Annotated in this window: 20 protein-coding genes, 3 tRNA genes and 1 pseudogene; 13 read left to right on the forward strand and 11 right to left on the reverse strand. The window is 51.7% G+C overall.

Annotation, left to right across the window (positions count from 1 at the left end; all coding sequences use genetic code 11):
- From R2K26_RS05265 to R2K26_RS05285, 5 genes are all read right to left on the reverse strand, one after another.
- Nucleotides 1–744, reverse strand: a complete 744-nt coding sequence (locus R2K26_RS05265) for a CpsD/CapB family tyrosine-protein kinase (protein ID WP_316519094.1) — start codon at nt 742–744, stop codon at nt 1–3.
- Complete coding sequence (locus R2K26_RS05270) at nt 741–1,502, reverse strand: Wzz/FepE/Etk N-terminal domain-containing protein (protein ID WP_316519095.1); 762 nt, start codon at nt 1,500–1,502, stop codon at nt 741–743. The genes R2K26_RS05265 and R2K26_RS05270 overlap by 4 nt, the downstream gene beginning before the upstream one ends.
- A gap of 640 nt (nt 1,503–2,142) precedes the next feature.
- A tRNA-Leu gene (locus R2K26_RS05275) sits at nt 2,143–2,229 on the reverse strand.
- A gap of 65 nt (nt 2,230–2,294) precedes the next feature.
- On the reverse strand, nt 2,295–3,794 hold the full coding sequence (locus R2K26_RS05280; RefSeq protein ID WP_316519096.1) for a glycoside hydrolase family 43 protein: 1,500 nt from the start codon (nt 3,792–3,794) through the stop codon (nt 2,295–2,297).
- A 135-nt stretch (nt 3,795–3,929) separates the two neighbouring features.
- Nucleotides 3,930–4,015, reverse strand: a tRNA-Ser gene (locus tag R2K26_RS05285).
- 311 nt (nt 4,016–4,326) lie between these two features.
- Here R2K26_RS05285 and R2K26_RS05290 point away from each other — a divergent pair.
- The 6 genes from R2K26_RS05290 (at nt 4,327) to R2K26_RS05315 (ending at nt 12,639) form a co-directional block, all read left to right on the forward strand.
- Nucleotides 4,327–5,880, forward strand: coding sequence for a phosphatase (locus R2K26_RS05290; RefSeq protein WP_316519097.1), 1,554 nt, complete (start codon nt 4,327–4,329; stop codon nt 5,878–5,880).
- A gap of 16 nt (nt 5,881–5,896) precedes the next feature.
- Nucleotides 5,897–8,011, forward strand: coding sequence for an RNA degradosome polyphosphate kinase (locus R2K26_RS05295; RefSeq protein WP_316519098.1), 2,115 nt, complete (start codon nt 5,897–5,899; stop codon nt 8,009–8,011).
- 98 nt (nt 8,012–8,109) lie between these two features.
- Nucleotides 8,110–9,186 carry an ATP-dependent 6-phosphofructokinase gene (locus tag R2K26_RS05300; protein ID WP_316519099.1) on the forward strand — a complete coding sequence of 359 codons (1,077 nt, stop codon included), beginning with the start codon at nt 8,110–8,112 and terminating at the stop codon, nt 9,184–9,186.
- A 65-nt stretch (nt 9,187–9,251) separates the two neighbouring features.
- Nucleotides 9,252–10,133, forward strand: coding sequence for a sugar phosphate isomerase/epimerase (locus tag R2K26_RS05305; protein WP_316519100.1), 882 nt, complete (start codon nt 9,252–9,254; stop codon nt 10,131–10,133).
- Between the two features lie 281 nt (nt 10,134–10,414).
- Entirely contained in the window at nt 10,415–11,626 is a 1,212-nt protein-coding gene (pepT, locus tag R2K26_RS05310) for a peptidase T (protein WP_316519101.1), read from the forward strand.
- A 20-nt stretch (nt 11,627–11,646) separates the two neighbouring features.
- A complete protein-coding gene (locus R2K26_RS05315; RefSeq protein WP_316519102.1) occupies nt 11,647–12,639 on the forward strand; it encodes a Gfo/Idh/MocA family oxidoreductase in 993 nt (330 codons plus the stop codon).
- Between the two features lie 57 nt (nt 12,640–12,696).
- On the opposite strand, the gene R2K26_RS05320 is transcribed toward R2K26_RS05315, so the two are convergent.
- Both R2K26_RS05320 and R2K26_RS05325 read right to left on the reverse strand, forming a co-directional pair.
- Nucleotides 12,697–13,470 carry a CBS domain-containing protein gene (locus R2K26_RS05320; RefSeq protein ID WP_316519103.1) on the reverse strand — a complete coding sequence of 258 codons (774 nt, stop codon included), beginning with the start codon at nt 13,468–13,470 and terminating at the stop codon, nt 12,697–12,699.
- 96 nt (nt 13,471–13,566) lie between these two features.
- A tRNA-Thr gene (locus tag R2K26_RS05325) sits at nt 13,567–13,641 on the reverse strand.
- A gap of 192 nt (nt 13,642–13,833) precedes the next feature.
- Between R2K26_RS05325 and R2K26_RS05330 the strand changes: the two genes are divergently transcribed.
- A complete protein-coding gene (locus R2K26_RS05330; protein ID WP_316519104.1) occupies nt 13,834–14,829 on the forward strand; it encodes a DnaD domain protein in 996 nt (331 codons plus the stop codon).
- 3 nt (nt 14,830–14,832) lie between these two features.
- A complete protein-coding gene (locus tag R2K26_RS05335) occupies nt 14,833–15,834 on the forward strand; it encodes an ATP-binding protein (RefSeq protein ID WP_176820526.1) in 1,002 nt (333 codons plus the stop codon).
- A 63-nt stretch (nt 15,835–15,897) separates the two neighbouring features.
- Here the strand turns inward: R2K26_RS05335 and R2K26_RS05340 are convergent, their stop codons facing one another.
- From R2K26_RS05340 to prfB, 4 genes are all read right to left on the reverse strand, one after another.
- Nucleotides 15,898–17,589 (reverse strand): M3 family oligoendopeptidase, encoded by a 1,692-nt coding sequence (locus R2K26_RS05340; RefSeq protein ID WP_316519105.1) that lies wholly within the window; start codon nt 17,587–17,589, stop codon nt 15,898–15,900.
- Nucleotides 17,590–17,746: 157 nt separating this feature from the next.
- Nucleotides 17,747–19,018 carry a diaminobutyrate--2-oxoglutarate transaminase gene (gene ectB / locus R2K26_RS05345; protein ID WP_316519106.1) on the reverse strand — a complete coding sequence of 424 codons (1,272 nt, stop codon included), beginning with the start codon at nt 19,016–19,018 and terminating at the stop codon, nt 17,747–17,749.
- Nucleotides 19,019–19,333: 315 nt separating this feature from the next.
- Entirely contained in the window at nt 19,334–19,762 is a 429-nt protein-coding gene (locus tag R2K26_RS05350; RefSeq protein ID WP_316519107.1) for a GNAT family N-acetyltransferase, read from the reverse strand.
- A gap of 23 nt (nt 19,763–19,785) precedes the next feature.
- Nucleotides 19,786–20,913, reverse strand: coding sequence for a peptide chain release factor 2 (gene prfB / locus R2K26_RS05355; RefSeq protein ID WP_176820523.1), 1,128 nt, complete (start codon nt 20,911–20,913; stop codon nt 19,786–19,788).
- A 342-nt stretch (nt 20,914–21,255) separates the two neighbouring features.
- Here prfB and R2K26_RS05360 point away from each other — a divergent pair, with 342 nt between their 5' ends.
- The 5 genes and pseudogenes from R2K26_RS05360 (at nt 21,256) to rpsR (ending at nt 24,802) form a co-directional block, all read left to right on the forward strand.
- A complete protein-coding gene (locus R2K26_RS05360) occupies nt 21,256–22,347 on the forward strand; it encodes an RING finger protein (protein ID WP_316519108.1) in 1,092 nt (363 codons plus the stop codon).
- 103 nt (nt 22,348–22,450) lie between these two features.
- Complete coding sequence (gene galU, locus R2K26_RS05365) at nt 22,451–23,323, forward strand: UTP--glucose-1-phosphate uridylyltransferase GalU (protein WP_316519109.1); 873 nt, start codon at nt 22,451–22,453, stop codon at nt 23,321–23,323.
- 249 nt (nt 23,324–23,572) lie between these two features.
- Nucleotides 23,573–23,866: pseudogene (gene rpsF / locus R2K26_RS05370) on the forward strand (30S ribosomal protein S6); the annotation flags it as partial.
- 144 nt (nt 23,867–24,010) lie between these two features.
- A complete protein-coding gene (locus R2K26_RS05375; RefSeq protein WP_316519110.1) occupies nt 24,011–24,514 on the forward strand; it encodes a single-stranded DNA-binding protein in 504 nt (167 codons plus the stop codon).
- Nucleotides 24,515–24,550: 36 nt separating this feature from the next.
- Nucleotides 24,551–24,802 (forward strand): 30S ribosomal protein S18, encoded by a 252-nt coding sequence (gene rpsR, locus R2K26_RS05380; RefSeq protein ID WP_176820518.1) that lies wholly within the window; start codon nt 24,551–24,553, stop codon nt 24,800–24,802.
- The last annotated feature ends 49 nt before the right edge of the window (nt 24,803–24,851 follow it).

Below are 24,851 nucleotides of genomic sequence, written 5' to 3' on the forward strand. Positions count from 1 at the left end.
TTATTTCTCTTTTCCGGTCTTATTTTTCTCACCGTAGCCGTAGCCATAATTGTAATTTTTATAGTATTTTTTCTTTCCCTCCAACGCTGCGTTCGTCATCACGAAGCCCAAGATCTTCGCTTCCGCAAAGTGCAGCTGGCGCACGGTTTCTGCGACTGAACGGCGTGTAGCGTAATTCTGGCGCACAACAAGCAGCATACCGTTCGTGAGCTTCGATACAACGAGCGGATCGGAAACAGCCGTTACAGGCGGAAGATCCAACAGGATATAATCGAAATCACGACTCAGCACATCCAGTGTAATGCGCATCTGCTCGGAGCCGAGCAGCTCAGACGGGTTCGGCGGAATATCGCCTGCGGAAATTACCCACATGTTCTTGTGCAGCTCGCAGCGGCTGAGCACATCCGCGCCCGTACACTGGCCTGCAAGCAGGTTGGAAATACCCTTCTTTGTCTGAATGTTCAGACGCTTTGTGTACGTAGGCAGACGCATATCCGCCTCAATGACAAGCACAAGCTTGCCGGCTTCCGCAATGGAATACGCGAGGTTCAGTGTGGTGGTGCTTTTGCCCTCGCCGCGCATAGAACTCGTTATTCCGATAATTCGGCATTTCTGCTCATCGGAAAGCGCAAAGTCAAGGTTCGTACGCAGAAGCTTGTATGCTTCGGAAGCTGCAAAGTTTAGGTTTTCACCGAGCATTGCGCCATACTCGTAGTCGGAGGCTGCATTCCTATATTTTCTCATGCGGTTTCCTCCTTCCCACCTTTGCTGTCATCTCTATAATAGTAATAGTTGCTTTTCGAATTCTTCTCCGTCAGATCCGGCACCACAGCCAGCAGCGGCAGGTCAAACGTCACACGTACGTAATCTTCGTTGTGCACAACATCATCCAGAAGATACAGAACCGTAAACACGCCACAGCTCAACACAAAGCCAAGCATTGCACCGAGCATCGTGTTTTTAGAAAGACTCGGCGAAGTTTTCTTGGACGGCACCACAGCGTAATCAACGATGCGCACGGAACTACCCTCTACGATGTCCGCAATGCGGTTCGGCAGCAGCTCTGCAATCGTGTTCGCAATCTTCTCAGCTTCTTCCGGACTCGCGCTCGTCACAGAGATGGAAAAAACCTCCGTGGAGTTCACAGCGCCGGCTTCAATCATACCGGAAAGCTGCTCGTAATCATACGGCAGATTTGCTTCCTTAATGACCTCCTCCAGCGTGCCGCGGGTCTTCAAAATAACCATATAGGTCTCAACAAGGCTCTGCGCTGCGGTTAAGTCACTCAGGTTCACCTGCGTGCTTCCGACGGAAATGGAACTGTTGTTCACATACATCATAGCGCTCGCCGTATAAAGCGGTGTGATGAAGAGCTTTGTGCCCGCAAATGCCATAGCGGCCGTGATAAGCGTCACAAGCACAATGGCCCATGCTTTGTGCCACAGGGCTTTTGCAAGCTGCAGCAGATCAATCTCTGTTTCGTTTTCTCTGTTATTACCCACTTGTTTTCCCCATTCCAAATTTTCTTTTTCTGCACATCTGCGAACACCCCATATATAAAAAGGAATACATCCGTTTTCCCATCAACGAAGGGAAGAAAATCAGTTGCACAAATTTATTCTTATTCTACTATATTTCGACAAGAAAATCATTAGCATTTATGTGCAAACGCACGACCCCCCCCCGATATTTTTAGTGAATTTAACTAATTCGACGGAATTTGATTCAAATTTGTGTAATTATTTTGCGTTTTTCGACATTAACCCCCTATATTTTGTTCCATTACTCAAATTCACCTAATATTGCTCTTTGAATTCACAGGCGCATCTAAGCTTTGCTTTTATATGTATTTTATAAAGTTTCAACGCTATGAGATAAAGCTAAATTTCTATACTCCACTTTAAATCCATAAAAAAAATCCACACCCCCTAAAACCAGAAAAACGCGCAGTTCGGTTTCTCACACTGATATGCCCCCCAATACTGAGTGTCCCGTATTAAGGGGCATATCATACCAACTGCGCTTTTTTCACATTCGTGTATTTTGTTTTCAAGAAATTTCTCGGCGCCGCTTTTATTTATACTGACGGATAAAATAAAAAATCCCAAACCTCTCATTTCTAAGAAGTTTGGGATCTCAGTGTGGTGCCGGTGGCGGGGGTCGAACCCGCACGATGTTGCCATCAACGGATTTTGAGTCCGTCTCGTCTGCCAATTCCAACACACCGGCTTAACAAAATTTATTATACGTTAAACCGGTGGAAAAAGCAAGTGTTTTTTTAATTATTTCGAATTTTATTCGTTTGCGGGCACAGAAACGTCAAAATAACGGTACTTTGCTTCGCAGTCCCCCTGCGCCGTAAGGCCCACAAAGCAGCCCGTAAACGTGCAGTTCATGCACTCTGTGGAAAGCAGCTGCGTGCTGCCGGTGCCGATCTCTTTCATCTCTTCCCCGGCTTTACCCGCAAGGAACGTATAGCGCAGGCGGTTGGCCTGGATGCACAGCGTCAGCGTGACCGTTTCCGGGAAGAACACAGGCTCGCTCTCGATCCGCATATCAACCACGCGGCGACACAGCGTGACCTCCATACCGCCGTTTTTACGCTCGGCAAACAGCTCATAGTGGTGCTCGTTCGTGTGGAAAACCGTCATGCCCGCTTTGCCGTCGCCGGAAAGCGTCATTTCGGTCGTATAGTTCAAACCAAACTGCTGTTGGCGCACACCGAAGAATGTGACCGTCTTCAGCTCGTCGAGCGTCGCCTCGCTGCCGCGCAGTGTAACGCCGCTCTTATCAAATGTATACTTCGTGCGGTCGGGTGTGCGCAGATAGCTCCAGCGCGATGCAGGTGCAGCTGTGTTGAAATCATCGTGCCAACTGCGCGCAACACGCACGTCTCCTTCGCCCTCTGCCGTCATGATGGGCTGAATCTCCTTGCCACCGTATACGACCGGCCAGCCGTTCTCATCCCATGTAACCGGTGCAATCATCGTCTCGCGGCCGGTGTGATGCAGCATGAAAACAGACGGGCGAATGCCGTGAAATACCATCCACCATTTGCTCTCCGGCGTCTCTACAAGGTCGGCATGTCCGAGCGCCTGAAACTCCACGCGGTGTGCATTACGGTGCGTGAGGATTGGGTTGTGCGGACAAGATTCGAACGGGCCCCACACGCTTCTACTGCGCGCAATGGTCTCCATGTGGCCGTACTCCGTACCGCCCTCGGCAATCATCAAGTAATACCAATTGCCGATGTGGTACATGTGCGGTCCCTCCGGACATTTACCGCCGGTACCGTACCAAATGCACTTTGTCTCGCTCAGCTTTGCGCCGGTCTCAAGATCAATCTCAAACTGTCCGATGCAGTTGTTGCCGTTTTCGTCCGTATGTGTACCGGTGTAATACACCTTGCCGTCCGCATCCCAGAACAAAGACGGGTCAATGCCCTGATGGTCGATCCAGATCGGGTCGGACCACTCGCCGCGGATGTCATCTGTCCACACAAAAAAATTGCCGCCGCCTGTCACATTCGTCGTGATCATATAGAATCGGCCGTCGTGGTAGCGTATCGTCGGCGCAAAAATACCGCCGGAGGTGCGGCAGTCCACCAGCGGCAACTGGCTTTCGCGCGTCAAAACATAGCCAAGCTGCTCCCAATGCAGCAGGTCACGGCTATGCCAAAGCGGCACGCCCGGAAAAAACTCAAATGAACTGTTGACAAGATAATAGTCTTCACCTACGCGGCAAATGCTCGGGTCCGGGTAAAAACCCGGTAAGATCGGATTTTCGTATGTCATGTGTACTCCTCCAAATTCCAACGTTCGGACACATTGCTCTTGTATCTTCCATACTGTATAATAGTATATAGTCTACGTTACCAAAAAGCAATGCGGATAAAAGAAAAACCCGGATAACTTCCGTTATCCGGGTACTGGCGGAGAGGATGCGACTCGAACGCACAATGCCTTGCGGCACACCACATTTCCAATGTGGCTCCTTACCATTAGAATACCTCTCCAAGCGACGGGTATTATTATAGCGCATGTCTTTCAAAAATGCAAGTGTTTTTTCAAAAAAATTTCATTTTATTCTCTTTTAGGCAATATTGTGCGAAATATTTGCACATTTATATATTAAAACTATATAGCAGGTTGTATCTTTTTTATTCGATTGTATGGCTCACGTATATTTTATGTAAAATTCGGCGAAAACAGGGTGCTTTTTCCTCTCGGGTTTGCTATAATAAAGTAAATATCTCAAGAATTCTTGCGGGCCCGCTTTCGGCGGCGCTCCGATTTAGTTGCTCTACATTGAAAGGCGGTGCTCATATTGAATAAAAAACTTTCGAGCGGGCCGGCTGCGGTCATCGAGATCGGCTCCAGTGCGGTGCGCATGCGTGTTTCGCAGTTAAAGCACGGCGAGATTGAAATGCTGGATTCTCTCGAATACCCTGTGTTCTTCGGCCACGAGGTCTTCACCACGGGACGCATCAGCTTTGAAAGCCTGCGTCAACTCTCCTCTATCCTCACAAAATTCACAACGGCGCTGGAGGGTTACAACTGCAAAAACGTGCGCGTGGTCTCCTCCACCGTGATGCGCGAGGCGGAAAACCGCTCGTTCGTCATCGATCAACTCAAAATTCACAACAATCTGCACTTGGAAATTCTGGAATACAGCGAAGAAAAAGCGCTCATCTGCTCCGAGATTATCCGGCTTTTAAAAGAAGAAAGCAAGATCGAGATGAAAGACGCGCTCATCGCGTATGTCGGCACGGGCAGCATCGGTGTTGCGCTGTACGACGGCAAGGCAATCTGCACCTCGCAGAACATCCCCATCGGCTCCTTAAAGCTGCACGATGCCCTCGGTGCGCTCAGCCGCGAGTGCGACGATTTTTACCCCGCGGTCGAAGAATATCTCGACATCATTTTAAACCGCGTCGATATTCCGAAAAAAGACATTCGCAGCATCATTTTGACGGGTTCCGATCTGGAGCTTGTCGCCTCCGTGTGCGGCGCCGAAAAAAGCGGCGACCTTTACACCATCTCTGCAAAGAAAATGCACGCGGCGTATAAGGAAATCCGCATGATGTCCCATTCTGCCATCGCGCGCCGCTACAACATTTCCGAGGAGCTTGCCGAAATTCTCTACACAGCGCTTTCTATATATACCGGCATGCTGCGCCTTTCGGACGGCGTGCAGAAGATCATTTGCCCGGATATCGATATTTGCGATGCCATCACACGCCATATGCTCGTGCCGGGCGCGCAAAAAGAATACATTGCGCAAACAAACGAAAGCGCCATTGTTTCCGCAAAACGCATCGCGGCAAAATACAACTGCCACGGCGCACATTCCGACGCTATTTCAGAGTTTGCATGCACGCTTTTCGACAAATTCAAAAACCTGCACGGTCTGTCAAGTGACAAAAAAATCATTTTGCAGCTCGCGTCCATTCTGCACAGCTGCGGTCAATACATCAACGTGCGCATGCCGAACCGGTGCTCATTCGACCTCATTAAAGATCTCGACATTTTCGGCCTCACGCACGAACAAATTCTGCTCACGGCATTCGTCGCCGGCAGCGATGAGTTCACCATGCCGAATGTTGCCGATGCAGGTGCAATCCCGATGACGGAAGAACGCCGTTTGGAAATCTTAAAGCTCGTTGCCATCTTCCGCCTTGCAAACGCGCTCGATAAATCGAAGCGCCGTAAGCTGCGCATCAGTAAAATCCGCATTACAAACGAAAAGCTGGAGATCAAAGCCGTCGCTTCCGGCAGTGCCCTGCTCGAAAAATGGGCGTTTGAGGAATGCGCCGGTCTCTTTAAGGAAGTATTCGGTCTCAGCCCCGAGCTGCAAATCAAAAGCGAGCTGCTGAAATAACGAAAGGACGGAAACCATGTCTGATAAAAAGAATTACTATTATAACCGCGAGCTGAGCTGGATGGACTTCAACGCGCGCGTTTTGGAAGAAGCCCAAAAGAAAGATAACCCCCTCATGGAGCGTTTGCGCTTCCTTGCCATCACCGGCTCCAACCTTGATGAATTCTTCATGGTGCGCGTGGCCGGTGTAAAAAGCCAGATCGCCTCAAACTACACAAAGCCGGATGATTCCGGCATGACACCGAAGGAGCTTCTCTCGGCGCTCGATAAAAAAACGCACGCCTTTATGGAAAAGCAGTATTCCTGCCTATACCGCTCTATTTTGCCGGTCCTCAAAAAGCAGGCGGAAATCGAGTTCCGCACACCGGAAAAGCTCACGCACGAGCAAAGAGCCTTTACGGACGAGTATTTTCATCGCGTGCTGTTCCCCGTGCTGACGCCGCTCGCCGTAGACAGCAGCCGTCCGTTCCCGATGCTCGCAAATAAAAGTCTGAACCTCGCCGTGCGCCTTTCTTCCAAGGAAAACAAGGGTGAAAAGTGCTTTGCCGTCGTGCAGGTGCCGTCCATTCTGCCGCGCTTTACGGAGCTGCCCGCAGACGGCGATACACGCTGCTTCATCCTGCTCGAGGACATCATCACCGATTATCTTGAGGAGCTTTTCGAACTGCACGAGATTAAAGCCGTGTGCCCGTTCCGCATCACACGCAACTCTGATCTCACCATCGACGAAGAAGCGGACGACTTTATGTATGAGATTGAAAAGTCCATCAAGCGTCGTAAGCGCGGCCGTCCCGTGCGCTTGGAGCTCTTGCAGCACACCGATGAAGATACCCGCAAATTTCTCATAAAAGCGCTGAACATCAATGAAAGCGGCATCTACGAGGTGCAGGGACCCATTGACCTCACGTTCTTCTCGAAATTTGCAAATATCCCGGGCTGCGAAAAGCTCTGTTTTGCGCCCATTCGTCCCACCACACCCCCGGGCGATTTCTTCGGCTACACCGATATTTTCAGGGCCATCCGTGAGGGCGACCGCCTTGTTCACCATCCATATGAGACATTCGACTGTGTCGTGCAGTTCATCGCACAAGCCGCAGAAGACGAAAACGTACTCGCCATCAAGCAGACACTCTACCGCGTCAGCGGCAACTCGCCCATCATCGCGTCGCTCATCAAAGCCGCCGAAAACGGCAAACAAGTCACGGTGCTTGTCGAGCTGAAAGCGCGCTTTGACGAAGAAAACAACATCAACTGGGCAAAGAAGCTCGAAAAAGCCGGCTGCCACGTCATTTACGGTCTGACCGGCCTCAAGACCCACTGTAAAATCGCGCTTGTTGTCCGCCGCGAGGAAGACGGCATCCGCCGCTACCTGCACCTCGGCACCGGCAACTACAACGACTCCACCGCGAAAATTTATACCGACCTTGGCCTGTTCACCTGCAACGAGCAGTTCGGCGCAGACGCGTCCTCCCTTTTCAATGTCATCACCGGCTATTCCCGTCCGCCGGAGTACAAGCACTTCATCGTTGCGCCGCACGGCATGCGCAGCTTCTTTGAGTACATGATCCGTCAGGAGACCGAAAACGCCAAAAAGGGTTTGCCCAGCGGCATCACGGTCAAAGTCAACTCCCTCGTTGACCCGAAGATCATCGAGCTTCTCTATGAAGCCTCCAAGGCCGGTGTGCGCGTGCAGCTTATCGTGCGCGGCATCTGCTGCCTCATTCCGGGCATCGAAGGCGTCAGCGAGAACATCACTGTCATGAGCATTGTCGGTCAGCTTCTGGAGCACAGCCGTATCTTCCGCTTTGAAAATGCCGGCAACCCGCGCATTTACATGGGCAGCGCGGACTGGATGCCCCGCAATCTCGACCGCCGCGTGGAACTTGTTTTCCCCATCGAGGACGAAACACAGAAGGCCCGCGCCTTCGGCATTCTCGATACCATGCTGAGCGACACCACAAACGCACGTTTCATGCAGAGTGATACAAGCTACGAGCACGTTGACCTGCGCGGCAAGAAGAAAATCAGCTCGCAGCTTACATTCTACCACGAAGCACAGGCGCGTCTGAAAGAGCTGCAGTCCATCGAAAAGGACAGCGTTTTGATCCCGATTCACTCCGCGGAAGAATAAAGCTTGCATAGTTGTAAATAAAAGATTATAATAGAATAAATTGAGCGGACTTCGGCGCGTTTTGCTGTCCGCACACCACAACGAAAGGTTGAGGAACGATGAAAAGAATCGGTATTTTAACAAGCGGCGGCGACTGTCAGGGCCTCAACGCCTCCATTCGCGGCGTTGCAAAGTCGCTTTACGAAGAATTCGGCAACGACGTAGAGATTTACGGCATCAAAGACGGCTATAAAGGTCTTATTTTCGGCGAATACAAGCTGATGAAACCGGAAGATTTCTCCGGCATCTTAACGCTCGGCGGTACCATTTTGGGTACCTCCCGCCAGCCGTTTAAGCTCATGCGCGTCATCGATGAAAACAGCGTCGATAAAGTCAAGAACATGAAGGATAACTACAAGAAGATGAAGCTCGACTGCCTCGTCATCCTCGGTGGCAACGGTACACAGAAAACCGCAAACCTTCTGCGCGAGGAAGGCCTCAATGTCGTCTCCCTGCCAAAGACCATCGACAACGACGTCTGGGGCACCGATATGACATTTGGCTTCCACAGCTCTGTGGAGATTGCGACGAATGTCCTCGACTGCATTCACACCACCGCCACCTCCCACGGCCGCATTTTCTGTGTGGAGATCATGGGTCACAAGGTCGGCTGGCTGCCGCTTTATGCCGGCATCGCGGGCGGCGCAGATGTGATTTTGCTGCCGGAGATCCCGTATGATATTGACAAAATCGCAAAAACATTGGATAATAGAATCGCAAACGGCAAGAAGTTCTCCATTCTCGCCGTAGCCGAGGGCGCGCTATCCAAGGAAGAAGCCGCCATGAAGAAGAAGGACTTCAAAAAGGCGCGTGCCGAAATGAAGTACCCGTCCATCGTGTACCGCCTTGCGGACGAGCTTGCCTCCCGTGTGGATAACGAGATTCGTGTCTGCGTACCGGGTCATTTCCAGCGCGGCGGCAGCCCGTGCGCCTACGACCGCGTGCTCTCCACACGCTTCGGCGCGGCAGCCGCAAGGCTCATCCGCGAGAAGAACTACGGCAACATGGTCGGCCTTGTCAACGGCAAGATCGTCCCGGTGCCGCTCAGCGAGGTCGCAGGCAAGCTGAAAACCGTCCCGGTCGATTGCGAAGAAATCCTCGCAGCCCGTGAGATCGGCATTTCCTTCGGCGACTAAATTCGCACAAAACGTCAAAAGAGACGTTTTAATAAAAAAGGATTGTATTGAAAGGATTGACCCACATGAAATTTTCCGTCAGTATGTACAGCTACATGCAGAAGATCCGCTCCGGCGAGGCTACTCCGTTTGAGCTGATTGCGAAGACCAAGGAACTCGGCTTTGATGCCATTGAGTTTGTCGATTTCACCGATTTCGGCACCGGCACCAAGGAAGAGCGTCTTGCCCACGCCGAAGAGCTCCGCAAGGAATGCGAGCGCGTCGGCCTTGAGATTTCCGCACTCGTCATGAGCTGCGACTTCATCACCGGCAGCGACGGCGACCTCGATAAGGAGATTGCTCGCGTAAAGGATTACATCGACATCGCACACGTCCTCGGCGTCACCCGTATGCGCCACGACGCAGCCATTGGCTATGCACGCAACTCCGGTGACTTCTGCCCGTTTGATACGATGCTCCCGCGCCTTGCAAAGGCCTGCAAGGAAATCACGGAGTACGCTGCACAGTTCGGCATCCGCACCATGGTCGAAAACCACGGCTTCTATGTGCAGGATTCCGAGCGTGTCGAGAAGCTCTACGCAGCGGTCGACAACAAAAACTTCGGTCTCCTCACCGATATGGGCAACTTCCTCTGCGCAGATGAGGACCCGGCTTCCGCATTTACAAGAGTTGCGCCGTATGCGTACTATGTCCATGCAAAGGACTTCATCGTAAAGCCGTTCACGGATGCTGATCCGGGCGAAGGCAGCTTCCGTTCCCGCGGCGGCAAGTACCTGCGCGGCACCATTGTCGGCCACGGCAATGTACCGATTAAGCAGTGCATGTATCAGCTGAAGCGTGCAGGCTATGACGACTGCATCTCCATCGAGTTCGAGGGCATGGAGCCGGTCTTTGATGCACTGCGCATCGGCCTTGCAAACCTCAAGAAGTATTGGGCTGAGGTCTGATTCCCCTCATATCTAAAAATCTGATTTAAAGTTTGGGCTTCGTGTCTTTTCGGCACGGAGCCTTTTCTTATGTCCCTAACGAGAGATGTCGTATCACATGTTATACCACTTTGAAATTAACTTCTCTTCTTTTTCGAGTCATATCATTTTAGCACGGACAAAGAAAACAGAGCTTTTTTGTTCCCCCGCTTGCAATACAACTTAGAAAGGTGTACAATGAAAATGAATTTTGCGCATCTGTGTCCTGCATAGCTGCACAAGAACTTAAGGAGTGATTGAAAATGTCCGTTAAAGAAAAATTTCTGGATTACGTAAGCTACGACACCCAGTCCGATTCCTCCAGCACCACCATGCCCTCCACCATGAAGCAAAAGCTGCTCGCACAGCACCTTGCCGATGAAATGGTCGCCATGGGCATCGAAGACGCACACATGGACGAGTGGGGTTATGTTTACGGCACCATTCCCGCAAACTGCGAAAAGAAGAACGTCATCGGCTTCATCGCGCACATGGATACCGCAGAAGAAGTCTCCGGCGCAAACGTCAAAGCCCGCGTCATTGAAAATTACGACGGCGAAGACATTGTCCTCAACAAAGAGCTCGGCATCGTCACCGATGTTGAAAATTTCCCGATTCTCAAAAAATTCAAGGGTAAAACGCTTATCGTTACCGACGGTACCACCTTGCTCGGCGCAGACGACAAGGCAGGCGTAGCCGAGATCATGCAGGCTGCGGAAGACATTATCAAAAACAACCTCCCTCACGGCGAAATCCATATCGCATTTACCCCGGACGAGGAGATCGGCGCAGGCCCGAATAAGTTCGACGTCAAGGGCTTCGGCTGCGATTTCGCCTACACGCTCGACGGCGGCGAGCTTGGCGGCCTCGATTATGAAAACTTCAACGGCACCTCCGCCGATGTGGAGATTACCGGCAGAAGCGTGCATCCGGGCAGCGCAAAGAACAAGATGATCAACGCAAGTCGTGTCGCCATGGAGTTCGCTTCCCTGCTGCCGAGCCGCGAAGTGCCGGAAAACACCGAGGGCTACGAAGGCTTTGCGCATCTCAACAACATGGAGGGCGACGTAGAGCACGCTCACCTGCACTACATCATCCGCGACCACGACCGCGACCTTCTGGAAGCGAGAAAGGATAAATTCAACCTCGCGGCCGAGTTCATCAACCGCAAGTACGGCTTAGAGCTCGTCAAGGTCACACTGAAGGACACATACTCCAACATGAAAGAAATGATCCTGCCGCATCAGGAAATCCTCGACGTTGCCCGCGCCGCCATGCGCAAAAACGGCGTAGAGCCGGTCACCACCCCCATTCGCGGCGGCACAGACGGCGCACGCCTGTCCTTTATGGGTCTGCCCTGCCCGAACCTCTGCACCGGCGGCGAGCTTGCGCACGGCAGAAACGAATTTGCCGTTCTGGAAGAGATGGAGACCATCGTCGAGATCGTCAAGACCATCGCAGAGCTCGTTGAATAATGGAAAAGGAATCTGAAACTATGCTGCGATTTGGAACGATCGGCACCGGCTGGATCGCGAACAGCTACGTAGACGGCGCTTTGGACAGCGGTCTGTGGCAGCTCACCGCCGTTTACTCTCGCACAAAAGAAAAAGGTCTGGCTTTTGCCGCGCCTTACGGCGTTAAAACCGTCTTTACCGACCTCGAAGAAATGGCCGCAACGGACAAAATCGACGCTGTGTATATCGCAAGCCCGAACAAACTGCATATTGAGCAGGCACGTGTTTTTCTGGAGCACGGCAAGCACGTCATTTGTGAAAAGCCGCTTTCCGCCCACGCAAAAGACGTGGCAGAGCTGCAGGCGCTTGCAAAAGAACGCGGGCTCATCTACCTTGAAGCCATCATGTTCATGCACCTGCCGCAGAGAAAGCTTTTGGAAGAAGCCTTAAAGAAGATCGGCGATATCTCTATGGCGAAGATTGATTTCTGCCAGCGCTCTTCAAAGTACGATGCGTACCTTGCGGGCAGCCTGCCGAATATCTTTAACCCCGCGCTCGAGACCGGCGCTTTGATGGATCTCGGCGTTTATTGCGTCTATCCCGCACTGTATCTGTTCGGCAAACCGCAGAACACGCTCGCCGTGTCGCATTTATTGGCGTCCGGCGCAGACGGCAGCGACATTGTCGCCATGCAGTACCCGGATAAACTCGTGAACCTCGTGTTCTCCAAGGTCGGTCAGGCCGGCGCGAACACGGATTTTCAGGGCACAAACGGCACTGTATCCGTGGAGTCCATCTCAAAACTCGCCAACATCTCCATCCGTTATAACAACGGCACCGTGGAGGAAGTTTGCGGCGAAGAAGAAAAATTCAAGCTGATGGGCTACGAAGCGAAGGATTTTTACCGTTATATTACAGAGCCCGAAGCTTCCCGCGCGGAATACGAGCAGTGCTCCGCCCTCGCTTACGACGTTTCCGTCTATATGGAAGGAATCCGCAAGCTCGCGAACATCCGCTTCCCCTCCGACAACTAAAACATAGAATAAAACGGCACCGCATGATGAAGTCTTTTCCCGTGCGGTGTCGTTTTCTTATGGAGTAAATTCAGTTTTAGCGTCTCTTTTGTTCTTTTTACGCGGGCTTTCCGGGTCTTCATCTGTGTGCCGAATATCCTGCATCACGTCCCATGGCGTCAGCATTCCGAGCAACGGCTCATCCCGGCTCCCCGTCTTCGTGATGAAAATGACCGAAAGGCGTTTGTTGCGACCACGTATCTTCTCAAACATACGCCGCGCCTCAATGCAGGTCGTTTTCTCATCGACAAACGCAAAGTTTTCCACGTGCTTTTCTACGGCCAGCATTTTTCCAAGCTGTGAAAGCGTCGTTTCCTTCGTGATGCGCAAGGTTGGGTCACGCAAAATGCACGAAAAGATTGTGGACACGCTGAATACACCGAGAAATTTCTCTTTTTCTATAACCGGAATGTGCGAAAAGCCGCTCTTGTCCATGCTTTCCATCAAATTTAAAACGCGCGAAGAAAGCCTTGCACAGCGAATGCTGCTGCCTTTTGTCGCAAAGTCGAGTGCAAGCGGCGGACGGCAAACGTAGTCGAGCGCCTCCCGCAGTGCTTCCACCACCGGCTCGCTCGGCTCCACGATCGGCTCGCCGCCGAGGTTCGCATTGTGCGTCATCAAATTGCGGATTTCCCGGCAGAGATTCAACGTCTCGCGCACAGGCGCGCTTTCATAATGGTTGATGTATTCAAAAACCACGCTGGAATACCGCCGTTGCTTTGCGGTGCTGAACTTCACCTCAAGCTCATCCTCCAGCTGTTTATATAAATCGATAAATTCATCGCTGCGCATGGATCACACTCCTTTTTTTCAAGAATACCACAAAAAACGCCCCTGTGCAAGGCTTTGCAGATAACAAAAAACCCGATACAAACAGTACCGGGTTTCTGGAGCTGATGGTCAGAATCGAACTGACAACCTGTTCATTACGAGTGAACTGCTCTGCCATTGAGCCACATCAGCATATTGGGTTTTACAACGTTGATTATTATACCGAATTTTCTCCGTAAAGTCAACCCCTATCGCGAATTTTCTTTTAAAAAAATTTCGTGCGGACAAAATCCGCCTACACCGGGCGGTTTACGGTTGTAACCACGCACAATGTGTGGTACAATGATACATACAGAAATTCAGGATGGGAAAGGGCGGCTTTTCATGGGTTATAAGCTGGAGCTCGGCGCATGGAGCGCGGTTTTCGCCGTGCCGAACGCGCTTGTAGATCGATATATCAAGGAGGCGGACGGAGATCAGCTCAAGGTCATGCTGTGGCTTCTGCGCCATAACGGGCGGCCGTATGCAGCGGAGGATCTTGCAGCCGCGCTCGGCATCACCCCGCAGCGTGTCGATACCGCGCTCGGCTTCTGGATGAAAAGCGGCCTCATTTGCAGTGTTGACACCCCGCTTGATACCGCCCTTACGCCGAATCACGTGGAGAGCCCCACGCCCGTCGCACCGCAGCCGAAGGCCGCTCCAACACAGCCGCAGCGCCCCACCGCGCCGAAGCGTATGCTGCGCCCGGACGGGCTTTATATCTCGGAGCGCGTAGAGTCCTCCCCGGAGATTCGCCGCCTTGTAGAGGAAGCGCAGAACCTGCTCGGCAAAACGCTTTCCCCCGCGCTTTCCGGCACGCTCATTCAGGCGCACGAAGATTACGGCCTGCCATGCGAAGTCATTTTAATGCTTATCGCCTACGCGAATAAGATTGGCCGCGCAAACACGAGCTACATCGAATCCACCGTGCGCAACTGGGCAGATTCCAACATTTTAAGCATCGCCGCCGCGGAGGAAAAGCTGCGCGAGCTCGACGAGACCGCCATCGCATGGAAGCGCTGTGAAAATGCGTTCGGCATCACCTCCCGCCGCGCACCCAGCAAAAACGAGAGTCAGTTTGCTCACAGATGGGTGTTCGAGTGGCGCATGCCCGATGAGCTTCTAAACGAAGCCTATAACCGCTGTGTGGATAACACCGGCAAGGTCAACATGAAATACATCAACGCCATTTTGGAATCGTGGCACAACGCGGGTATCCATACCTTGAAAGAAGCCGTGGATGAAAGAATTGCCGCCGAAGCCCGCCGCGAGGGTGCGCATAAGCCTTCTTATGACCTTGACGAATACGAAAAATACGATATTTTTGCTACGGAGAAATAAACCATGGGATATGCAAGGCAGGTCTACACGCAAGCTGAAAATGAATTAAACAGACGTCGCACCACCGCGCAGGATAACGCACAGCGCCGCTTAGAGAACTTCTACGCCGTCTGCCCCGAAGCGGAGGACGTGCGCAGACGCATCGCTTCCACAGCAAGTCGGGCGGCTATGGCCGTTTTGCGCAGCGGCAACGCGCGAGAGACCATGGAAGCTTTAAAAAATGAAAATCTTTCGCTGCAAAAGCAGTTTGCCGATCTCCTCGCCGCGCACGGTCTCACCCGCGCTGACATCGAGCCGCAGTACACCTGCAAGCGCTGCGAAGATACCGGCTATGTAGACGGCCGCATTTGCTCCTGTTACCGCAGTTTATTAAAGCAGATCGCCTACGAAAACCTAAACCGCATCTCCCCGCTGACGCTCTCGTCCTTTGAGGATTTCTCCTTGCTCTATTATTCCGATGTTTCCGTAAACGGCGAGCGTTCCGACCGCGAGCAAATGCGCAACATTTACGACTTCTGCCGGCGCTACGCAGACAACTTCAAAAAGGACAGCGGCAACCTGTTTTTCACAGGCGCTACGGGTCTCGGCAAAACGCACCTTTCCCTCGCCATCGCCGCAGAAGCCATCAATAAGGGGTTCGGCGTAGTGTATGGCACGGCGCAGACTTTTGCCCTTTCTCTCGAGCGCGAGCGCTTCACCCGCACTGAAGAATCCGGTGGCGATACGCTCGATCTTTTAAACGACTGCGACCTGCTCATCATCGACGACCTCGGCATGGAAATCTCGTCGTCTTACATCACGGCAACAATTTACAATGTGATTGATACGCGCATCACGCTGAAAAAGCCGACCATCATCAGCACAAACCTCTCCATGCAGGAGCTCGAAAAGCGCTACAACGAGCGCTTCACTTCGCGCATAATCGGATTCTACGACCGCCTGATCTTCCGCGGTAAAGACATCCGCATGAAGAAAAAGCTCAATCCGCAAAATAAACAAAATTAGCACGCAAGCAAAAAGCCGAACGGCATCGGAACTTTCCCCGCCGTTCGGCTTTTATAATTTATTTTAATACTTCGCGGATTCAATCTCTTCAATCACGCCGCGCACGGCTTTCTCCACCGCGCCGTCTTCAAACGGCACCGGAATGCCGGCATAATGCAGCAGATCAAAATAGCCCAGCGTGCCACCCGCTTTGCACAGCTTCAAATAGCGTGCCCAAGCACTCTCGCGGTCTTTCTTCATCTCGTCATAGAAGAAGAATGTGCAGATCTGCGCCAGCGCGTAATCGATATAATAGAACGGGTAGAGGAAAATGTGCTGCTTCTGCATCCAAAAACCACCGTTTTCCAAGAATGCGTTGCCGTCATAATCGCGCCACGGCATATATTTTTTCTCAATGCTGCGCCACACACCGCGGCGTTCCTTCGCCGTCAGCTTCGGGTTCTTGTACACCTCGTGCTGGAACTCATCCACGCACGCCATGTACGGGATAACGGCCAGTGCATCGCACAAATGTGCATAACGGTATTCGTCCGCGCGGTCGCCGAAGAATTTATCCATCCACGGGTAGGTGAAAAACTCCATCGACATCGAGTGGATCTCGCACACCTCGCTCGTAGAGCCCTGCAAAACGCCGATCGGAATCAAGCGCTCGCCGAGATATGCCTGGAACGCGTGGCCGGCTTCGTGCGTTAAAACGTCCACGTCTGCAGAAGTACCGTTAAAGTTCGAGAAAATGAACGGTGCTTTGTATTCCGGCAAAGATGTGCAGTAGCCGCCAAGGTGCTTGCCCGGGCGCGTCTCAAGGTCAAACAGCTCGTACTTCGTCATGAAGTCGAAGAATTCCTTTGTTTCGGGCGAGAGCGCGCCGTACATTTCGGTCGCCTGCCCCACCATATAATCTTTGCCGCCGATGGGATCTGCGTTGCCGCCTGCAAATGTCAAACTCTCATCGTAGTATTTGACGGAATCCAAACCGAGGCGCTTTGCCTGCGCCTTGCGCATGCGGTCCACCGCCGGCGTGATAACCGTGCGGATTTGCTCGCGGAACTTCTCCGCGTGCTCGGGCGTGTAGTCCAGTCTGCCCATATTGCGGTACGCAAGCTCGGTGTAATTGTCATAGCCGAGCTTCTTCGCCATCTCCACGCGCACTTCGATGAGCTTATCGTACAACTCATCGAGCTTGTCGGAAACGCCCTCGTAAAGGTTCGCCCACTTTTCAAACGCTTCTTTGCGCTCCTCGCGGTCAGTGCTCTCCATATGTTTTAAAAGACCGTAGAAGTTGCAGGTCTCGCCGCGAAAATCCACCTTGCAGGAAGCCGCAGCCTTGGAATACTCCACGGAAAGCTCCGATTCTTTCACAAGCTCCGGGATAATGCGCTCGTCCTGCGTCTTGAGGTCGTTTTCCAAAACCGCGATGAAATGCGCACCGTATTCCTTTTCAAAGTCCGCACGGAACGGGCCGTTCACAATGTCTTCCTTCATCGCCTTCTCCGCCGGGATCAGGTTCGGCAGATTTTCGTTCAGGTACGCCATTTCCGCTTCGTAGAATTCATCTGTCGTGTTCATCGTGTTGCGGATGCTGCAAAGCGACGCGATCGTAGACAAGTGCGTGTCGAGCTTTTCAGCGTCTAAAAACACCTTTTTCGCTTCCACAAAGGTCTTTGCTGCCTTAAATGCCTCGCTGTACCGCTTATATTCCTCCACTGCCGCAGCAATGTCCGGTCGGGTATACGGAAGTTCACTGAATTTCTGCACAACAATACGCTTCCTTTCCAAAATCTATTTGCGCTTATCATACCACTGCTTCGCACATTTTGCAAGCTGTTTTTGTTTATCCTGCACAGCAAAATGTAATCTATGCAAAAAGAGACCGCGCACAAAGCCCGATCTCTTTTTTGAGATAAATTTTAAGTTATTTCAGCTCGCCAACAACCTCACGAATGGACTTCGCCAGAATATTGAGTCCCTTTTCCAGCGTATCCATCGGCACCTTCAGCTCCGGCATGATCTTTACAACGGAATCGCGGCGGCCTACACGCTCCACGATGAGGCCGTTTTCAAACGCCTTGTGGATGACTGTCTTCGCAACATCGCCCTCAAACGCGCCGAAATCCACGCCCCACAGCAAACCGATGCCGCGTGTCGTGATGCGGCTGTCAATCGTCTCAATGTTCTCCTTGAGGAACTTCTCCACGAACGGCGCACGCTCACGAACCGCGTCTTCCACGTGCTCGTTCAGCATGAACTCCAGGCCCGCTTTCGCTGCGACCAAAGACAGCTGATAGCCGCGGAATGTGCCGTTGTGCTCGCCCGGCTTCCACTGGTCAAGCTCCGGGCGCAACAGCGTCAGCGCAAACGGCATGCCGTAGCCGCCGATGGACTTCGAGAGCGTCACGATGTCCGGCGTGATGCCTGCGCGCTCAAACGAGAAGAACCAGCCGGTACGGGAAGCACCCACCTGCACGTCATCGACAATCATCAAAATGTCGTACTTGTCGCACAGTGCGCGCACGCGGCGCAGCCACTCATCGGGCAGCACATAAATGCCGCCGTCCGCCTGCGTCGTTTCCAAAATGATCGCCGCCGGCTTCTCCACGCCGGAGTGGTCGTCCGTGATCAGGCGTTCCATATACGCTACGGTGTCGAGCTCCGGGAACATATACGGTGCCGGAATGTGCGTCACGTTGTAAAGCGGCACGCCTGCGCCCTTGCGGGAGTCCGCATTCGTTGTCAGCGCTAAAGAACCCAGCGTCATGCCGTGGAACGCACCCATCAGTGCAAAGACATTGTTGCGCTTCTTTACCTTGCGAGCCAGCTTCAAGGCCGCTTCCACCGCGTTTGTGCCAGTCGGGCCTACAAACTGAATTTTATAGTCAAAGCCGCGTGGGCGAATGACTTCATTTTCAAAATATTCGATGAATTCGCGCTTCGGTTTTGTGTACATGTCAAGCGCGTGCATCACGCCGTCGTTTTGCAAATATTCAACGACCTTCTCTTTGATGTACGGATTGTTATGCCCGTAGTTCAGTGCGCCGGAGCCGCAAAAGAAGTCGATATACTCCTTGCCGTTCTCATCCGTCTGGATAGAGCCCTTCGCCTTGACAAAGACCGTCGGGAAGTTACGGCAGTAAGAGCGAACTTCGGATTCATACGTTTCAAATGCTTTCGTGTTGTTTGTACTCATGTAGTACCATCCTTTCTACCATGCCATCTGCACGATTCAGCGATCACACGCGTTATGCGTGGGGCTGCGTTTTTCCCGCTCATGAGTTTTGAAGCGAGAGTCAGCGGTCGTTCGGCCAATGTGTAATAGAAATTTTGGCCGGATCCATACGGCACGCACAAATCGTTTTGTGCGATACCGTGATTAAGTTTACCACACTTGTCCGAAAAAAGAAAGGTCTTCTTTCGCAAAAAAACATATATCTCTGCAAAAATTCTGCAAAAAAGAGCAGCGCCCGCGAAAGACGCTGCCCAAATTTACAAAATTGGAATTTGACTATCTCTTAACTCGTTTTGATAAATGAAGTTCATTATCATCTACATATCCAAGTTTATTATATACAGTTTGTGCAACAAGATTTTCTTGTCCTGTTAGAAGTTCATATTTGTCAAGTGGATAATTCTTACTACAATAAGCCTCTGCAAAAGTAATCATCCCACTCGCTAAGCCTCTTTTTCTGTATGCTGGTTTAACATACACTTCTGTAATTTCAGGCATATATTCATCATAGCAGAACGATTTTTTAAGCTGAACACAAACAAATCCAACTAACATATCATCTTCATCAGCAACGATAACAACTTCCTGTTTATTATTCATAAGGGAATTTCTAATATTGTCTATGCTTGTTTCGCCCTCACCATTAAATTCGTTATTTAAGATTTTTAATTGCTCTGCATCATTTACTGTTGCAAATCTTACCAAATTACACCTCATCAAATCTAAATTTATTCGATGTTCTCGCCGAGCGTACCCTGGCTGAGCGCCTTCAGATACGCAGTGATGAAATCATCAAGGTCGCCGTCCATCACCGCGCTGATGTTGCCCTTTTCGCAGCCCGTGCGGTGATCCTTTACGAGCGTGTACGGCATGAAGACGTAGGAGCGGATCTGGCTGCCCCACGTGATCTCCTTCTGCTCGCCCTTAATGTCGGAGATTTTTTCAAGGTGTTCACGTTCCTTGATCTCAACGAGCTTAGAGATAAGCATTTTCATAGCCACGTCGCGGTTCTGGTACTGGCTGCGTTCCACCTGGCAGGAAACGACAATACCCGTCGGAATGTGGATCAAACGCACAGCCGAAGAGGTCTTGTTGACCTTCTGTCCGCCCGCACCGCTCGCACGGTACACTTCCATCTTAATATCGTCCGGGTTGATTTCCACGCTGAGGTCCTCGTCAATCTCCGGCATAACCTCCAGAGAGGAGAATGAGGTGTGGCGGCGGCCTGCGGAATCGAACGGCGAGACGCGCACCAAACGGTGAACACCCGCTTCACTCTTCAAAAAGCCATAAGCATTTTCGCCCTCGACAAGGATGGAAGCGCTTTTCAGGCCCGCTTCGTCGCCCTCAAGGTAATCGAGCGTAGAAACCTTAAAGCCGTGACGCTCACCCCAACGGTTGTACATACGGAACAGCATCTCGGCCCAGTCCTGCGCCTCCGTGCCGCCGGAACCCGCATGGAACGTCAAAATCGCGTTCTTACTGTCATATTCGCCGGTGAGAAGCGTTGTCAGACGCATCGTCTCAATCTCTTTGCCGATGGCCTCCACTTCCTCCTGTGCCTCCGGCAAAAGAGAAAGGTCTTCTTCCTCATTGCCCATTTCAATGAGCGTCAGCGTATCTTCGCAGCGGGAAACAAGGTTCAGGTACGTCTCGTCCTTCTGCTTTAACGCAGCAGTCTTCTGCAAAATCTTCTGTGCAGATTCCATGTTGTCGTAAAAGCCCGGCTCCGCCGCCTTGTTTTCCAGCATCTCCACTTCTTCACGCAGTCTTTCAAGGCCCAGCGCGTCCTTCAATTCATCCAGCGCCGCCTGCTTTTCATTCAGTTCATGTTTTAATACTTCATATTGCAACATACGTTTTCGTTACCTTTCAAAAATATCCGTCCAAACCCGCCTTCAAACATTTCACGGCGGCGTTCAGCTTAAATGTGCGCAAATCTCTGTTTATTATAATAGATAACCCGCCGTTTGTAAATAGAAAAAATGCGGGAAAACGCACGGTTTCGCTGAAATCTTTATATTTGCCTTTCTTGAAGTTTTACTTCGTTTTCTCGCTGAATTATTAACAGTCTGAAAATTTGCACGCTTTGCATTGCGATTGCGGGCATTTTGTAGTATTATATGAATAAGAAAATAATTCTGGCAGTATTCTGACCGTCTTTCGAATATTGCCAACCGAATTTTGGAGGTTCTGTTTTGGACTACAAAGGCATCAAGTGTCCCGTGTGCGACAAGCCGTTTACGGAAAATGACGATATCGTCGTTTGCCCGGTCTGCGGTGCACCGTACCACAGAGGCTGCTATAAAGAAAAAGGTGCGTGCATTTTCACAGATCTGCACGAAAGCGGCAAGACTTGGGCGCCGCCTGTTCCGCCGGACGCGCCGAACACGGCCAGTGAGCTTAAAGACAAGGAATGCCCGAACTGCGGCACCTTAAACGCCCACAGCGCGCTGTTCTGCAACATCTGCGGCGCTTCCCTCACCGGCGCGCCGGATGAACACCGCAACACGGGCTACAACACGCAGCAAAATCCGAATAACGCGAACAATCCGAACGGCTATAACAATTACAATAACCCGTACGGCAGTTATCCCCCGCCGCAAAACAACGCAAACTATCAGAGCCGCGGCTTTGGCGGCGTGCCGTTCGCGTTCGACCCCATGGGCGGCGCAAATCCCGCAGAATTTGTTGCGGATAACGTCACCTACGGCGACGTGAGCAAGGTCGTGCAGCAGAATACGGCGTATTACCTTTCTGTGTTCCGCAGCATCAAGTCCTTCGGGCGCAGCAAGTTCAATTTCAGCGCGTTCCTGTTCTCCGGCGGCTGGCTCCTGTATCGCAAGCAGTACAAGGCGGGCATCATCACCACGACGCTCATGTTCCTTTTATATATCGCGAACCTGATGCTCTCGTGTTTCGTCGTCAACCCCATCACGACGCACGTCATCGATAACGCCGGCGTGTCTTCGTCGGATCTCAGCTACGTGCAGCTTGCAAACCTGCTTTCGCAGTACTTGATGGATAACCCCTCACAGTATCTTTTGTTCTGCCTGCCGCTTTTGTGCAGCGCCCTGATGCTCGGCATTATGATCTTCGTCGGCGTGCGCGCAAACCGCATGTATTTAAATCACTGCGTCCGCACCGTGCAGGAGATTAAAAGCGTCAGCAATACGGAAACCGACCTTTCCGCAGAATACACCGCACGCGGCGGCGTGAACGTTGTCGTAACGTTTTGCCTGCTCGCCTGCTACATGATCCTGCGTTGGATCCCGCTCTTTTTGACTTGATTCCAGCTTAAAAGCGACATTACCGCTTACGGCTTCACGCGGTAATGTCGTTTAAAATAAAACACATTTGGAAAATAGGAAGTATATTTGGAGGTATTGATTTATGAAAACCGTCAGAAAAGCCGTCATCCCCGCAGCAGGCCTCGGCACACGCGTGCTCCCGGCGTCGAAAGCGATGCCCAAGGAAATGCTGCCCATTGTGGATAAGCCCGCTATCCAGTTTATTGTGGAGGAAGCGGTCCGCGCCGGCATTACGGATATTCTCATCATCACAAACCGCGGCAAATCCATCATGGAAGATCATTTCGACCGCGCCCCGGAGCTTGAGGAGCGTCTGCTCGCAAGCGGAAAAAAAGAAGTGTACGATGAAGTTGTGAACCTTGCGCACCTTGCAAACATCACCTACATCCGCCAGAAAGAGACGCGAGGTCTCGGTCACGCCATCTCCTGCGCCAAAGCATTTGTCGGCGATGAGCCGTTCGCCGTTCTCTACGGCGATGACGTCATCCTCGGCGAAGATCCCGCCTGTGGCCAGCTCATCCGCGCTTATAACGAGACCGGCAAGGGTATCGTCGGCGTGAAAGAGGTCAGCGAAGAAGCCATTCAGCGCTACTCCTCCCTCAAGGTAGAGCCTCTGCACGACAACTGGTTCACCTGCACCGATATGATTGAAAAGCCGAGTAAGGATAAGATTATGTCGCTTTATTCCATCCTCGGCCGCTGCGTATTGCCGCCGCAGATTTTTGACATTCTCGCCCACACCGCACCCGGTGCCGGCGGCGAAATTCAGCTCACCGATGCCATGTGTGAGCTTGCCCGCACCGAAAGCATGATCGCCGTCGATTTCACAGGCAAGCGCTACGATATGGGCAATAAGCTCGGCGTCATGCAGGCACAGGTAGAAGTCGCCTTAAAGCACCCCGAGATTGGCGAAAGCTTCCGCGCCTACCTTAAAGAGCTTGCCAAAACGCTTTGAGCATAAAGTCAATTTGCATTACACGTATGTAAAGTTTATTTGCTTTGTAAAGTCAGCCAACTTCACAAAGTGCCTATATCAAATTTGATTTTCCAAAAATCCGCCGAGTTCCAAGATTTTTCTTGACTTTGCGGATTTTTATGTTATAATACTTTTGTTAGTTTGTGCTTATGCGTTTTGTGTAACACAAATGACAATCCTTGCTCCGTTTAAAAGTACGGGGCCAAAGTCCAAAAGGAGGTGCAAACCATGACAGAGGTAGTAAAGAACAAGTACGAGACCGTTATCGTTCTCTCCGCAAAGCTCGGTGAGGAAGGTAATGCAGAGCTGGTCGAAAAGTTCAAGGCATTGATTGCAAAGCACGGCACTGTCGAGAGCGTTGACGAGTGGGGTAAGAGAAGACTCGCGTATCCGATCAACAAGGAAACCGAAGGCTACTACACCCTCGTAAACTTCGAGAGCACGCCGGACTTCACCGCTGAGCTGGACAGACGCTATAAGATCACTGACGGCGTTCTCCGTTCCATCATCGTGAAGAAGGATCCCCGTTTTGCAACCGCTGCTGCAAAGCCGCGTAAAGCCGCTGAGCCGAAGCCGATCGACGTTGAAGCTGTTGCAGCCGAGGCTGTCGAAGCAAACGAGTCCGCTGCTGAGTAAGTTTTTTGAAACGAAAGAGAGTTGTTACCTATGTTGAATGTTGCAGTTGTTATGGGCAGACTGGTTGCCGATCCTGAGCTTCGCCACACCCCGAGCGATGTTGCCGTTACCAGCTTCACGCTGGCGGTAGACCGCTCCTATGTTAAGTCCGGCACAGAACGTCAGGCTGATTTCATTGATGTTGTCGCTTGGCGCAGCACTGCGGATTTTGTGTGCAAATACTTCCGCAAGGGCCAGATGATGGCAGTTCACGGTTCCATTCAGACGCGCACATATACAGATAAGGACGGCAATAAGCGCAAGGCGACCGAGATTGTTGCGAACGATGTCAATTTTGCGGATTCCAAACGCAGTGACAGCGGCGCAAATTACGGTGCCCCCTCTGCCCCGTCTTACGGCAATAATTACGGAAGTAACAACGCAGCCGGAAATGAAATGCAGCGCCCGGCTTACAGCGAACCCGCTCCCACCTATTCAAGTGGTAACAGCGGAGATTTCGAGGAGATCATCGGGGACGACGACCTGCCGTTCTGATGATCCAACAACGACTAAGATAAGGAGGCTTTCGCAATGGCAGACAGACCGGAGAGAGATAATCGCCGCGGTGGTCGCAAGGGCCGCAGAAAAGTATGCAGCTTCTGCGTTGACAAAGCGGATTACATCGATTACAAGGATGTTGCCAAGCTTCGCCGTTTTATTTCTGAAAGAGGCAAGATCCTCCCCAGAAGAGTTACGGGAACTTGTGCACATCATCAGCGTGGCCTGACAGTCGCTATCAAGCGTGCTCGTCACCTCGCTCTCCTGCCCTTCAGCAGCGACTGATCGTGCAGATCTAATATCAGCGTACAAGGGAGATTTTCGTCGGAAGGTC

The organism is Neglectibacter sp. CSJ-5 (assembly GCF_032490475.1).
Classification (GTDB): Bacteria; Bacillota; Clostridia; order Oscillospirales; family Acutalibacteraceae; genus Hominenteromicrobium; species Hominenteromicrobium mulieris.